The sequence below is a fragment of the Nocardioides sp. NPDC006303 genome, assembly GCF_040613175.1.
Taxonomy (GTDB): domain Bacteria; phylum Actinomycetota; class Actinomycetes; order Propionibacteriales; family Nocardioidaceae; genus Nocardioides.
In genome coordinates this window covers 153545-166213 of record NZ_JBEXRR010000002.1, presented here as the reverse complement: position 1 = coordinate 166213, position 12669 = coordinate 153545, and the positions used below count along the sequence as shown (strand labels likewise).

Annotated in this window: 14 protein-coding genes; 11 read left to right on the top strand and 3 right to left on the bottom strand. The window is 68.2% G+C overall.

All coding sequences use genetic code 11. The features are described from left to right. The first annotated feature begins 82 nt into the window (after positions 1-82). Positions 83-904, top strand: coding sequence for a DUF3027 domain-containing protein (locus ABZY89_RS02395; RefSeq protein ID WP_355224537.1), 822 nt, complete (start codon positions 83-85; stop codon positions 902-904). A 10-nt stretch (positions 905-914) separates the two neighbouring features. Here ABZY89_RS02395 and ABZY89_RS02390 read toward each other — a convergent pair whose 3' ends face one another. Then, entirely contained in the window at positions 915-1316 is a 402-nt protein-coding gene (locus ABZY89_RS02390; RefSeq protein ID WP_355224321.1) for a DUF2530 domain-containing protein, read from the bottom strand. A 70-nt stretch (positions 1317-1386) separates the two neighbouring features. Here ABZY89_RS02390 and ABZY89_RS02385 point away from each other — a divergent pair, with 70 nt between their 5' ends. From ABZY89_RS02385 to ABZY89_RS02345, 9 genes are all read left to right on the top strand, one after another. Next, positions 1387-1536, top strand: coding sequence for a DUF1059 domain-containing protein (locus ABZY89_RS02385; RefSeq protein WP_091052351.1), 150 nt, complete (start codon positions 1387-1389; stop codon positions 1534-1536). A 77-nt stretch (positions 1537-1613) separates the two neighbouring features. Continuing rightward, positions 1614-2075, top strand: a complete 462-nt coding sequence (locus ABZY89_RS02380; protein ID WP_355224319.1) for a MarR family transcriptional regulator — start codon at positions 1614-1616, stop codon at positions 2073-2075. Beyond that, complete coding sequence (locus ABZY89_RS02375) at positions 2072-3322, top strand: MFS transporter (protein ID WP_355224316.1); 1251 nt, start codon at positions 2072-2074, stop codon at positions 3320-3322. The genes ABZY89_RS02380 and ABZY89_RS02375 overlap by 4 nt, the downstream gene beginning before the upstream one ends. Before the next feature lie 265 nt (positions 3323-3587). Next, the gene (gene rpsL, locus ABZY89_RS02370; protein ID WP_091052356.1) at positions 3588-3959 is read left to right on the top strand and encodes a 30S ribosomal protein S12; all 372 of its coding nucleotides are present in this window, start codon (positions 3588-3590) and stop codon (positions 3957-3959) included. 1 nt (position 3960) lies between these two features. Beyond that, positions 3961-4431: a 30S ribosomal protein S7 gene (gene rpsG / locus ABZY89_RS02365; protein WP_292648923.1), complete on the top strand. Its 471-nt coding sequence runs from the start codon at positions 3961-3963 to the stop codon at positions 4429-4431. 83 nt (positions 4432-4514) lie between these two features. Further along, the gene (gene fusA / locus ABZY89_RS02360) at positions 4515-6629 is read left to right on the top strand and encodes an elongation factor G (RefSeq protein WP_355017740.1); all 2115 of its coding nucleotides are present in this window, start codon (positions 4515-4517) and stop codon (positions 6627-6629) included. 84 nt (positions 6630-6713) lie between these two features. Continuing rightward, positions 6714-7907: an elongation factor Tu gene (tuf, locus tag ABZY89_RS02355; RefSeq protein ID WP_141806232.1), complete on the top strand. Its 1194-nt coding sequence runs from the start codon at positions 6714-6716 to the stop codon at positions 7905-7907. Between the two features lie 126 nt (positions 7908-8033). Continuing rightward, a complete protein-coding gene (gene trmB / locus ABZY89_RS02350; RefSeq protein ID WP_355224314.1) occupies positions 8034-8762 on the top strand; it encodes a tRNA (guanosine(46)-N7)-methyltransferase TrmB in 729 nt (242 codons plus the stop codon). Positions 8763-8819: 57 nt separating this feature from the next. Further along, positions 8820-9437, top strand: coding sequence for a hypothetical protein (locus ABZY89_RS02345; protein WP_355224312.1), 618 nt, complete (start codon positions 8820-8822; stop codon positions 9435-9437). On the opposite strand, the gene ABZY89_RS02340 is transcribed toward ABZY89_RS02345, so the two are convergent. Next, positions 9434-10288 carry an RDD family protein gene (locus ABZY89_RS02340; RefSeq protein ID WP_355224310.1) on the bottom strand — a complete coding sequence of 285 codons (855 nt, stop codon included), beginning with the start codon at positions 10286-10288 and terminating at the stop codon, positions 9434-9436. The two genes, ABZY89_RS02345 and ABZY89_RS02340, sit on opposite strands and share 4 nt — an antisense overlap. A 23-nt stretch (positions 10289-10311) precedes the next feature. Between ABZY89_RS02340 and ABZY89_RS02335 the strand changes: the two genes are divergently transcribed. Beyond that, positions 10312-11307 (top strand): stage II sporulation protein M, encoded by a 996-nt coding sequence (locus ABZY89_RS02335; protein WP_355224309.1) that lies wholly within the window; start codon positions 10312-10314, stop codon positions 11305-11307. Here the strand turns inward: ABZY89_RS02335 and ABZY89_RS02330 are convergent. Beyond that, positions 11304-12605: a DUF58 domain-containing protein gene (locus ABZY89_RS02330; RefSeq protein WP_355224307.1), complete on the bottom strand. Its 1302-nt coding sequence runs from the start codon at positions 12603-12605 to the stop codon at positions 11304-11306. The genes ABZY89_RS02335 and ABZY89_RS02330 overlap by 4 nt on opposite strands. Positions 12606-12669: the final 64 nt, after the last annotated feature.

Sequence of the window (12669 nt, the reverse complement as noted above, 5' to 3'; positions counted from 1 at the left end):
CGTACGTCTGGGAGGATCACGCGTTGTGCGGAAGTTCAGGTTGTGGTGGCGCAAGGTGACCCCGAAGTGGCACCTGAGGCGCATGTGGGTGAAGATGTGGTCCGTGATCACGACCCCGTACGCCGATGCGACGGCCGTCGCTGCCGTCGACGAGGCCCGCTCCGCGCTCCTGTCCGACGTGCCAGCCGGTGACGTCGGAGAACATCTCGGCCATGTGGTCGAGAAGGGTGCCGGCCCGGGCGTAGTGACCCACCTGTTCGCCTGCACCCGCAAGGGCTACGTCGGGTGGCACTGGTCGGTCACGCTCGTCACCGTGCCCTCGCTCGACGGCCCGGGATTCGGTGTCGATGCGCCGGTGACCATCAACGAGGTCGTCCTCGTCCCCGGTGACGCCGCGATCGTCGCGCCGGCCTGGGTGCCCTACCGCGAACGGATCAAGCCGGGCGACCTCTCGCCCGGTGATCTGCTCCCGGTCGAGGACGACGACGCGCGGCTGGTCCCGACGTACGCCTTCGGTGACGACCCGCTCGACGCCGACGAGAAGGCTCAGGTGCGTGAGGTCGCCAAGGACCTCGGCCTCGGCCGTGTCCGGACCCTGTCCGTCTCCGGCTTCGACGCCGCCGCCGAGCGGTGGTACGCCGGTGACGGCGGCCCCGAGGCGCCGCTCGCGCAGGCAGCCCCCGACCAGTGCCACAGCTGTGGCTTCCTGGTCCGGCTGACCGGCCACCTGGCCACGAGCTTCGGTGTCTGCGCCAACGGCGACGCCAACGACGACGGCAAGGTTGTCAGCCTCAACCACGGGTGCGGTGCGCACTCGGAGGTGCGGCTGGCGAAGAAGCACGAGCCGCAGCCGCTGCCGGACCCGGTCTTCGACACGATCAGCGACGACGCCGAGGCCTTCTAGCCGAGCGGTTCTAGGCGAGACCCTCGGCGCGCAGCCGGCGGGCCTTGCGGCGCCGGGTCAGCTCGATGCCGATCGCGCCGATGCCGAAGGCGGCCAGGCAGGTCCAGATCCACCAGGTCCAGCCGCGGTCGTTGAGCAGGCCCCAGAAGGGGAGCAGGGCGACGAACCCGACGAGCCAGCCGAGGGTGGCGAGCTCGAAGGCGCGGATGCCGTCCTGGTCGACCAGCTCGATCTTCGGCTCGGGGGCGGCCTGGACAGGCTCCTCGACAGGCGGCTCGTCGTAGACGTAGTCCTGGGGGTAGCCATGCCCATCATCGGGGGCAGTCTCGGTGTAGTAGTCGCCGTCGTACCCGTCGTACTGCTGCTCCGGGTAGGTGCCGGAATAGTCGTCGTCGCGGTACTGGTCGCTCATGGGACCCCATCTTATGGGTCACCACCAGCCGGTAGGGTGGGGAGGAACGCTGACGACTTGGAGGTCCCTGATGGCTTCGCTCCGCTGCCCCTGTGGCACCAACTTCCGCACGGAGACCGACGACGAGCTGGTCGAGAAGGTGCAGGAGCACCTCGCGGAGGCTCACCCCGGCCGCACCTACAGCCGCGACGACATCCTGATGCTCGCCGCGATGTCCTGACCCTGTGACGGCGCCCTCACCGGGGCGCCGTCTCTTGCCGGAATAGTTAGCGCCGGTAAGCAGTTATGCTTACCGACATGCCTACCGCACAGCCAGCCTCCGCGCCCGACGCGGCCTCCGACATCCCCGAGGTCGCGTCGGTGCTGCGCACCTCCGTCATGCGGATGCGCCGCCGCCTGGCCAACGAGCGCCACCCTGACAACGACCTCTCCCTGGGGTCGATGGCGGTGCTCGGGGCGTTGTACGCCAACGACGAGATGACCCTCGGCGCTCTCGCCGGGCGCGAGCGCGTCCAGCCGCCGAGCATGACCAGGATGGTCAACTTCCTCGAGGAGGGCGGCTACGTCGTCCGCCGCCAGGGTGAGACCGACCGCCGCCAGGTGCTGGTCTCGATCACCGACAAGGGCCGCCGGACCGTACGCAAGGACCGGCTCAGCCGGGACGCCTGGCTCGCCCAGCAGCTCGTCGACCTCGATGCGGACGAGCTCGCCGCCCTCCGCACAGCCGCTTCGATCATGGAGAGAATAGCCACCAGTTGAGTCCCACGTTCCGTTCCCTGCGCAGCCACAACTACCGCCTCTACCTAGCCGGCAGTGTCGTCTCCAACGTCGGCACCTGGATGCAACGCATCGCCCAGGACTGGTTGGTCCTGAGCCTCGGCGGCGGGGGAGCGGCACTCGGTATCACCACGGGCCTGCAGTTCTTGCCCATCCTCCTGCTCAGCCCCTACGCCGGGGTCATCGCCGACCGCTTCCCGAAGCGCCGCCTGCTGCAGGTGGCCCAGGGCTGGATGGCCCTGATGTCGTTGCTCCTCGGTGTGCTGGCGGTGAGCGGCCACGCCGAGGTGTGGATGGTCTACGTGATCGCGTTCCTCTTCGGCACCGGCGCCGCCTTCGACGGCCCCGGCCGTCAGTCGTTCGTCTCGGAGATGGTCCACCCCGACGACCTCACCAACGCCGTCGGCCTCAACTCGGCCTCGTTCAACCTCGCCCGGCTGATCGGACCTGCGCTGGCCGGGCTCCTCATCGGCTTGCTGGGGAGCGGCCCCCAGGCGACCGGCTGGGTGATCCTCATCAACGCCGTCTCCTACCTCGCCGTGATCGGCCAGCTGCAGCGGATGAACACCGCCGAGCTGCACTCGCCCGACCCCGTCGCCCGGCGGAGCGGGATGCTGCGCGAGGGCATCGGCTACATCCGTACGCAGCCCAAGATGCTGATGGTCCTGGTGATCATCTTCTTCGTCGGCACCTTCGGGGCGAACTTCCCGATCACCTCGGCGCTGATGGCGACCGAGGAGTTCGGCAAGGGCGCCAGCGAGTACGGCCTGCTCGGCACCGTCCTGGCCATCGGCTCGCTCTCCGGCGCCCTGCTCGGCGCCCGCCGCACCCGGATCCCGCTCAGGCTGATCGTGCTGGCGGCGACCGGCTTCGGCCTCACGGTCATCGTGTCCGGGCTGATGCCGACGTACGCGCTCTTCGCCCTGATCTCGCCCGTGCTCGGCTTCTTCACGATCACGACCCTCAACGCCTGCAACGCCACCATGCAGACCGAGGCGGCCCCGGAGTTCCGCGGCCGGGTGATGGCGATCTACATGACGGTCCTGATGGGCGGCACCCCGCTGGGTGCCCCGCTCATCGGTTTCGTCGGCGAGCACTTCGGTGCCCGCACGACCCTGTACGCGAGTGGTGCTCTGGTGTTGTTGGGTACGCTTGCGGGGGTGCTGGTCCTCGCCGCACTCAGAGGTGGTATCCGGGCCGTTTTGACCCCCTCTCAAGCCGCCGGGTAGCCTCTGAAGCGTGTCTGGGACAACCAGGCCGTCGCGCGTGCCCGGAACAAGCTCGAGAGATAGGTCTCGGACCCGGGTTCGGCGCCCTCAGTACGGGGATTCGGTTCGAAAGATCCGCCAACGTGTGCGTTGAGGTAAGGGCGACACGCCCGACCTCGGGGGCGAGGCGGGACCAGTTGGTATCGCACCACCTGGACGCACAACATTGGATCCTTCGCGGCAGAGCGCCGCGTAGTGAGAGCAGAAAAGAAGGGGAACCACCGAGGTGCCCACAATCAACCAGCTGGTCCGCAAGGGCCGCGAGGACAAGGCGACGAAGTCGAAGACGCCTGCCCTCAAGGGATCGCCGCAGCGCCGTGGCGTCTGCACGCGCGTCTACACCACCACCCCGAAGAAGCCGAACTCCGCCCTCCGGAAGGTCGCCCGTGTGCGCCTCTCCTCCGGCGTCGAGGTCACCGCTTACATCCCGGGTGTGGGCCACAACCTTCAGGAGCACTCCATCGTGCTCGTCCGCGGCGGTCGTGTGAAGGACCTCCCCGGTGTGCGTTACAAGATCATTCGCGGCACGCTCGACACCCAGGGTGTCAAGAACCGCAAGCAGGCCCGTTCGCGCTACGGCGCGAAGAAGGAGAAGTGACATGCCTCGTAAGGGTCCCGCTCCCAAGCGTGCGCTCGTCGTCGACCCCGTCTACGGCTCGCAGCTCGTAACCCAGCTCGTCAGCAAGGTCCTCCAGGACGGCAAGAAGCAGGTCGCCCAGCGCATCGTCTACACCGCGCTCGAGGGCTGCCGCGAGAAGACCGGCACCGACCCCGTGGTCACGCTCAAGCGCGCCATGGACAACGTGAAGCCGGCGATCGAGGTCAAGTCCCGCCGTGTCGGTGGCGCGACCTACCAGGTTCCGATCGAGGTCAAGGGCACGCGTGGCACCACGCTCGCGCTGCGCTGGCTCGTCGGCTACGCCCAGGACCGTCGTGAGAAGACGATGGCCGAGCGCCTGATGAACGAGATCCTCGACGCGAGCAACGGCCTCGGTGCCGCTGTGAAGAAGCGTGAGGACACCCACAAGATGGCCGAGTCCAACAAGGCCTTCGCGCACTACCGCTGGTGACGTACGGCGGGGTGCCTGCCGCACAATGTGGGCACCCCGCCCATCCAGACCGAAGACAATCTCTTTAAGGAACGCTGAAGACAGTGGCCGTCGACATCACCACGGACCTCAATGTGGTCCGCAACATCGGCATCATGGCGCACATCGATGCCGGTAAGACCACCACCACCGAGCGCATCCTGTTCTACACCGGTATCTCGTACAAGATCGGTGAGGTCCACGACGGCGCTGCCACGATGGACTGGATGGAGCAGGAGCAGGAGCGCGGCATCACGATCACGTCCGCCGCGACGACCTGCTGGTGGAAGGACCACCAGATCAACATCATCGACACCCCCGGGCACGTCGACTTCACCGTTGAGGTCGAGCGCTCGCTGCGCGTCCTCGACGGCGCCGTCGCCGTCTTCGACGGTGTCGCCGGTGTCGAGCCGCAGTCGCAGACCGTGTGGCGTCAGGCGAACAAGTACGCCGTCCCGCGGATGTGCTTCGTCAACAAGCTCGACCGCACCGGTGCCGACTTCTACATGGTCGTCGACTCCATCGTCGACAAGCTGCACGCCACCCCGCTGGTGCTGCAGCTGCCGATCGGCGCCGAGTCCGACTTCATCGGCGTCGTCGACCTGGTCGAGATGCACGCCAAGGTCTGGCGCGGCGAGACCGCGATGGGCGAGGACTACGTGATCGAGGAGATCCCGGCCGACCTCGCCGACAAGGCTGCGGAATACCGCGAGAAGCTGGTCGAGACCCTCGCCGAGGCCGACGACGACATCATGGAGGTCTACCTCGAGGAGGGCGACGTCTTCGACGTCCCCACCCTGAAGGCCGCCATCCGTCGCGCGACCCTCGCCGACAAGCTCAACCCGATCCTCACCGGCACCGCGTTCAAGAACAAGGGTGTCCAGCCCCTGCTCGACGCGGTCGTCGACTACCTGCCCTCCCCGCTCGACGTCGAGTCGATCATCGGCCACGACGTCAAGGACGAGGAGGTCGAGGTCTCCCGGAAGCCTTCCGACGACGAGCCGTTCTCCGGCCTGGTCTTCAAGATCGCCTCCGACCCGCACCTGGGCAAGCTGTTCTACCTGCGCGTCTACTCCGGCAAGGTCGAGGCGGGTGCGACCGTGGTCAACCCGATCAACGGCCGCAAGGAGCGCATCGGCAAGATCTACCAGATGCACGCGAACAAGCGTGAGGAGATCAACTCGGTGGGCGCCGGCCAAATCGTCGCGGTCATGGGTCTGAAGGAGTCGAAGACGGGTCACACCCTGTGCGACCCGACCCACCCGGTGGTGCTCGAGTCGATGAGCTTCCCGGCCCCGGTGATCGAGGTCGCCATCGAGCCGAAGACCAAGAGCGACCAGCAGAAGCTCGGCACCGCGATCCAGCGCCTCACCGAGGAGGACCCGACCTTCACGGTCAAGTCCGACGAGCAGACCGGCCAGACGATCATCGCCGGTATGGGCGAGCTCCACCTGGAGGTCTTCGTCGACCGGATGAAGCGCGAGTTCAAGGTCGAGGCCACCGTCGGCAAGCCGCAGGTCGCCTACCGCGAGACGCTTCGCAAGAAGGTCGCGAACCACAGCTACACCCACAAGAAGCAGACCGGTGGTTCGGGTCAGTTCGCGAAGGTCGTCATCTCCGTCGAGCCCAACATCGACGAGGAGACCGGCCTCGGTGCGGGCTACGAGTTCGCCAACAACGTCACCGGTGGTCGCGTGCCGAAGGAGTACATCCCTTCGGTCGACCAGGGTGCTCAGGACGCTATGGAGTTCGGTATTCTCGCCGGCTTCCCCATGGTCGATGTGAAGGTCTCGCTCGAGGACGGCGCCTACCACGACGTCGACTCCTCCGAGCTCGCCTTCAAGATCGCCGGCAACCAGGCATTCAAGGAGGCCGCGCGGATGGCGAAGGCCGTCCTGCTGGAGCCGATGTTCGCGGTAGAGGTGACGACCCCCGACACCTACCTCGGCACCGTCATCGGCGACATCAACTCCCGCCGCGGCCAGGTGTCGTCGCAGGAGGAGCGCCACGGCGACATGGTCGTCCAGGCTCTCGTCCCGCTCTCAGAGATGTTCGGGTACGTCGGTGACCTGCGGTCCAAGACCAGCGGTCAGGCGTCGTACTCGATGGAGTTCGACTCGTACGCCGAGGTTCCCACGAACGTCGCCGACGAGATCATCAAGAAGGCCCGTGGCGAGTGACCTTCGGGTCGCCCGTCCAGGGACTTCGGCAGCACCACCACTCAGTACGAGTCAGTAAGAAAATCACACCAGGAGGAGCCCACAGTGGCTAAGGCGAAGTTCGAGCGGAACAAGCCGCACGTCAACATCGGCACCATCGGTCACATCGACCACGGTAAGACGACCCTTACCGCGGCGATCTCGAAGGTGCTGCACGCGAAGTACCCGGACCTGAACCCGGAGTTCGCGTTCGAGGACATCGACAAGGCCCCCGAGGAGCGCCAGCGCGGGATCACGATCTCGATCGCGCACATCGAGTACCAGACCGAGTCGCGTCACTACGCTCACGTCGACTGCCCGGGTCACGCGGACTACATCAAGAACATGATCACCGGTGCCGCGCAGATGGACGGCGCGATCCTCGTGGTCGCCGCCACCGACGGCCCGATGCCGCAGACCAAGGAGCACGTGCTCCTGGCCCGCCAGGTCGGCGTGCCGTCGATCGTCGTCGCGCTCAACAAGTGCGACATGGTCGACGACGAGGAGCTCATCGAGCTCGTCGAGATGGAGGTGCGCGAGCTCCTCAGCGAGTACGAGTTCCCGGGTGACGACCTCCCGGTCGTGCGCGTTGCCGCTTACCCCGCCCTGCAGGGCGAGCAGAAGTGGATGGACTCGGTTGCCGAGCTCATGCAGGCCGTCGACGACTACATCCCGACCCCGGCTCGTGAGACCGACAAGCCGTTCCTGATGCCCGTTGAGGACGTCTTCACGATCACCGGTCGTGGCACCGTCATCACCGGTCGTATCGAGCGCGGCATCGTCAAGGTCGGTGAGGAGGTCGAGATCGTCGGCATCCGCGAGACCTCGCAGAAGTCGACCGTCACCGGCGTCGAGATGTTCCGCAAGCTGCTCGACGAGGGCCAGGCCGGCGAGAACGTCGGGCTGCTGCTCCGTGGCACCAAGCGCGAGGACGTCGAGCGCGGCATGGTTGTCATCAAGCCGGGCACCACGACCCCCCACACCAACTTCGAGGGCTCTGTCTACATCCTCTCGAAGGAGGAGGGTGGCCGTCACACCCCGTTCTTCAACAACTACCGTCCGCAGTTCTACTTCCGGACCACGGACGTGACCGGCGTTGTGACCCTCCCCGAGGGCACCGAGATGGTCATGCCGGGTGACAACACCGAGATGTCGGTCGAGCTCATCCAGCCCATCGCGATGGACGAGGGTCTGAAGTTCGCTATCCGTGAGGGCGGTCGCACCGTCGGCGCGGGTCGGGTTACGAAGATCATCAAGTGATCGTCTGATCCACAGTGAAGGGCCCCCGGAGCCGCAAGGCGAAGGGGGTCCTTTGCTGTGGTCAGATGCTCCTTGCTGCTTAGGAAAGCGCCGAGTCAGCGCGCCACGAGACCAAGGCAAGAAGAGATGACAGAGCCAAACCACCCCATCCGCCCAGCAAGACCCCACCAGAAGCTGCTCGATGACGGCCGCACGGTAAGAGAGGTCCTCACCTACACCCGACGCGGCAGCCGGCTGGACCCCAAGCAGCAGCGCGCCTGGGACGCGTACGCAGCGGAGTGGGTGATCCCGGACGAGGCGGTCGACGAGCCCGGTTTCTCGTTGGAGAGCTGGTTCGGTCGCAAGGCGCCCCTGATCGTCGACATCGGCGGTGGCGTGGGAGAGGCGACCGCGGTGCTGGCGGCCAACCGTCCCGAGGTCAACATCCTGGCGCTGGAGGTGTGGCGGCCCGGGGTCGCGGAGAGCCTGGCCCGGGTGGGCGCCGCGGGCGCGACGAACGTGCGATTCTGCAGCGTCGACGCGCTCTGGACGCTCGAGAACCTGGTCGAGCCGGGGTCGGTCAGCGAGATCTGGACGTTCTTCCCCGACCCGTGGCACAAGACCCGCCACCACAAGCGGCGGCTGGTGACGCCCGCCAACGCACGGATGATCGCGGAACGGCTGGCCCCCGGCGGGATCTGGCGGCTGGCGACCGACTGGGTCGAGTACGCCGAGCAGATGGTCGAGGTCCTCGACGCCGAGCCGCTCCTGAGCGGTGGTGTGGTGGACCGTTGGGACGAGCGCCCGGTGACCAAGTTCGAGCGCAAGGGACTGGCCAAGGACCGGGTCATCACCGACCTGCTCTACCGGCGTTGACCCGAACTACCCGTGTCGTGACTGATCTGTAGGCGCGGAACCGCGAAGATCAGCGGCATGAAGTTGTACGCCGACAGGCCCCCACGCCTCGCCGCCCAGCTGTTCGCCGACCTGCTGACGGTGGCGTGGATCGCCGGCTGGGTCCTTCTCGGCAGATTCGTCCACGAGATGGTCTCGGCACTCGCCGTGCCCGGCGAGAAGATGGACGACGCCGGCACCTCGCTCTCCGTGAAGCTGCTCGAGGCGGCCGGGAAGGTCGATGACCTGCCGCTGGTCAAGGACGGCATCGCAGTCCCGTTCGAGGGCGCCGCGAAGGCCGCCGACCAGCTCCGTGCGGCCGGGGAGGCGCAGGTCGAGGCCGTCTCCAGCATCGCGATCGGGCTGGCGATCGCGGTCGTGCTCATCCCGGTGCTGATGTGGCTGATGATCTATGTGCCGCTGCGGTGGCGGTACATCCGCAACGCGACCTCTACCCAGCGGTTCTTGGAGGCTGGCACCGGCGCCGATCTGGTGGCGCTGCGCGCGATGGCGACCCAGCCGCTGCACAAGCTGGTCAAGATCAGCGACGACCCGGTCAGCGCCTGGCGTGACGGCGACGCCGACGTGGTGGCGAGGCTGGCCGAGCTGGAGCTGAAGGCGGTCGGGCTCAGCGCCAAGCGCCTCAAGACGTCCTAGCGCGCGGTGAGCCGCGACCGGAGCTCCTCGTCGCGGGCGAGCCGGGCCGCGTCTCGATCGCGGCGGGTGGCGAGCACGGCAGCCAGATAGGCCTCGGGCGGCGTGCCCGGAGGTGGGCCAGGGGCGACGTACGTCTGCATGTGGGTCGCCAGGCGCTCTGCGAGAGCGTGGCGGCGGACCGGGTCGGTGTAGGTGCCGACCTCGCCGGAGAGGAACCGGCGCACCGCCAGGGACAGGCCGACCGGGATGGTGGCGACGTCCGCGCGAGAGGCCCAGGCGGCGAGCCCACGGGGCATCTGGATTGGTGCCGGGGGACGCAGCGGCACGCGCACGCGGATGACGTACGTCCCGGCCGCTATGTCGCCCAGCCGCTTGCCGCGCGGGTGGATCATCGCGGAGAGGAAGGCGACGGCGCCGCTGGTGGCGTAGATCTCGACGACGCCGATCAGGGCGCGTACGAACGCATGGTGGAAGCTGATCGCCCCGCCGTCGTCGCGCACCGTACGGAGGCCGAGCGCGAGCTTGCCGAGCGAGCGGCCGCGGGTGAGCGTCTCGATGGCCGTCGGGAAGACCACGAGGACCGAAGCGGTGGCCGCGATGTAGGCGGCCCAGGCCAGGGCCTCGTCGGTTGCGGGAGCAGCGGTCATGAAGACGAACAGCGTCACGATCAGCAGCGCCATCACCACGATCACGTCGATGAGACCCGACAGCAGCCGCATCCCCAGCCCGGCGGCCGGCAGGTCGAGGGCGACCGCGTCTCCGGTGATCAGGTCGTCGTCGGTGAGCAGTTCCCGTTCTCGGGGGCGCTGCTCCTGGGGGCGTCGCTCGGGCGATTGCGGCGCGGAGGTCATGGCGGTCAGCGTACGCTGCGGGCGTGGATCTCGACGCGTATCTGGCCGCTACCGCCGCCGACCGGACCAGGCTCGAGCAGCTGCTGGCCGAGCGCCGGCTGAACGGCGCCCAGGCAGACGAGCTGGTCGAGCTCTATCAGCGGGTGAGCACCCAGCTCTCGGTCGTACGCAGCAACGCCCCTGACCCGACGGCCGTGCAGCATCTCTCGGTGCTGCTGGCCGCTGCCCGCAACCGCACCACCGGCACCCGGACGAGCACCTGGTCGGGTTTCCTGCGGTTCTTCACGCATCGGTTCCCGGCCGCGCTCTACCGGCTGCGCTGGTGGTGGCTGGGGATGATGGCGGCCAACATCGTCGTCACCGCCATCATGATCTGGTGGCTGCTGCGCCACCCGGAGGTCGAGCAGTCGTTGCTCGGACCGGAGCAGGTCAAGCAGCTGGTCGAGCACGACATCGAGGGCTACTACAGCGAGCACGCCGCCTCGTCGTTCGCCACCCAGGTCTGGGTCAACAACGTCTGGGTCTCGTTCATCTGCATCGCCCTCGGTGTGCTCGGGCTGCCGGTGATCTATTCGATGTTCCAGAACATCTCCAACCTGGCCATCCTCGGCACCCTGATGCACCGCCACGACCGCGGTGGCCTCTTCTGGGGCCTGATCCTTCCTCACGGACTGCTGGAGCTGACCGCAGTCTTCGTCGCCGGCGCCGTCGGCCTGCGGATCTTCTGGTCCTGGATCGACCCCGGCTCGCTGACCCGCGGGCAGTCGATGGCCCGGGAAGGCCGCACCGCCGCCGGCATCGCTCTCGGCCTCATCGTCGTGCTCCTGATCTCCGGCATCATCGAAGCCTTCGTCACCCCCTCGCCCCTACCCACCTGGGCCCGCGTCGGCATCGGCGTCCTCGCCGAGCTCGCGTTCTTCGCGTACGTCTTCATCGTCGGCCGCGCCGCCGCCTCCCGAGGCGAGACGGGCGACATCGACGACCGCCTGCTCGAGGACCGCGTCGCCACCCAGGCTTAGAGCTGACCGGTGGCCTTGAGCTGCAGGTAGTGGTCGGCGAGAGCGGGCGGGAGGGACTCGGCGTCGGTGTCGACGATGTCGACGCCGAGGGTGCGGAGCATGGCGGCGGTGTGGTCGCGGCGGCGGAGGGTCTGCTCGGCGGCGGCCGCGGCGTACACGTCCTCGAGGGTGTCGCGCGAGGCGGCGGTGGCCTCGAGCTCGGGGTCGCGGACGGAGGCGATGACGACGCGGTGGTGCTGGGTCAGGACCGGAAGGACGGGGAGGAGCGACTCTTCGATCGCGTGCGGGTCGAGGGGCGTCAGCAGGACGACGAGCGCGCGGTGGCGGCCGAGGCCGGCGACCGCGCCGGCGAGGTTGGACCAGTCGGCTTCGGCGATGACCGGCTCGAGGTCGGCCATCGTCTCCTGCAGCCGCTGGGTGACGTCGCGCTGGCCGGCGAGCCGGACCCGGGAGCGTACGCGCAGGTCGCCGGCGATGAAGTCGATCCGGTCGCCTGCCCGCGAGGCGATGGCGGCGAGCAGAAGTCCGGCATCCATGGCGGAGTCGAGCCGTGGCACGCCTCCGCCGGCGCCCTCGATCCGGCCGGCCGAGGTGCGGGAGGTGTCGAGCACCAGCACCACGCGGCGGTCCCGCTCGGGCTGCCAGGTGCGGACCACGACGGTGCGGGACCGGGCGGTGGTGCGCCAGTCGATGGAGCGTACGTCGTCACCGCGGACGTACTCCCGCAGCGAGTCGAACTCCGTCCCCTGCCCGCGCACCCGGACCGCGGCCCGACCATCGAGCTCGCGCAGGCGCTGGAGCCGCGAGGGCAGGTGCTTGCGCGACTCGAAGGCGGGCAGCACCCGCACCGAGCCCTCCACCGGGATCGTGCGCTGCCGAGCGCCCAGACCCAAGGGACCGTACGCCCTCACCGTCACGCCCAACGCGCGCAGATCTCCGCGGCGCCGCGGCTGCAGCGGCGTACGCAGCCTGGTGCTGTCGCCGCGAGCGAGCCGGATCCGATGCCGGTTGTGACCAGCACCGGCGGTGGGCTGCCAGGCATCGCGCACCAGCGCCCGGAAGCCGCGGGCAGGGGAGCGGACCATCAGCTCCGACGTCGTCGACTCGCCCAGCCTGATCCCGCCGAGCGGAACCCTGCTGATCTCCAGGGTCGCCGGCTTGGGCGCCAGGAACACATCGATGAGCGCCAGCGCCAGCACGACCAGGATCCAGACCGCCGCCGTGCTCCCGGCCGGGCGTAGGACGACAGGGACGATGCCGGCCAGCATGAGCAGTGGTACGCGCCAGGTGATCGTCATCAGGGCCGCCTCGACACGGAAGAACTGACGTCTCGCGCCCAGAAACTGACCTCTCGGCGCCAGA

Bases quoted from the DNA above. Each gene is read 5' to 3' on its own strand.
- ABZY89_RS02395 (WP_355224537.1), top strand. From the start codon at position 83: ATGTGGGTGAAGATGTGGTCCGTGATCACGACCCCGTACGCCGATGCG.
- trmB (WP_355224314.1), top strand. From the start codon at position 8,034: ATGACAGAGCCAAACCACCCCATCCGCCCAGCAAGACCCCACCAGAAG.
- rpsG (WP_292648923.1), top strand. From the start codon at position 3,961: ATGCCTCGTAAGGGTCCCGCTCCCAAGCGTGCGCTCGTCGTCGACCCC.
- ABZY89_RS02330 (WP_355224307.1), bottom strand. From the start codon at position 12,605: ATGACGATCACCTGGCGCGTACCACTGCTCATGCTGGCCGGCATCGTC.
- ABZY89_RS02380 (WP_355224319.1), top strand. From the start codon at position 1,614: ATGCCTACCGCACAGCCAGCCTCCGCGCCCGACGCGGCCTCCGACATC.
- ABZY89_RS02385 (WP_091052351.1), top strand. From the start codon at position 1,387: ATGGCTTCGCTCCGCTGCCCCTGTGGCACCAACTTCCGCACGGAGACC.
- ABZY89_RS02390 (WP_355224321.1), bottom strand. From the start codon at position 1,316: ATGAGCGACCAGTACCGCGACGACGACTATTCCGGCACCTACCCGGAG.
- ABZY89_RS02340 (WP_355224310.1), bottom strand. From the start codon at position 10,288: ATGACCTCCGCGCCGCAATCGCCCGAGCGACGCCCCCAGGAGCAGCGC.
- ABZY89_RS02345 (WP_355224312.1), top strand. From the start codon at position 8,820: ATGAAGTTGTACGCCGACAGGCCCCCACGCCTCGCCGCCCAGCTGTTC.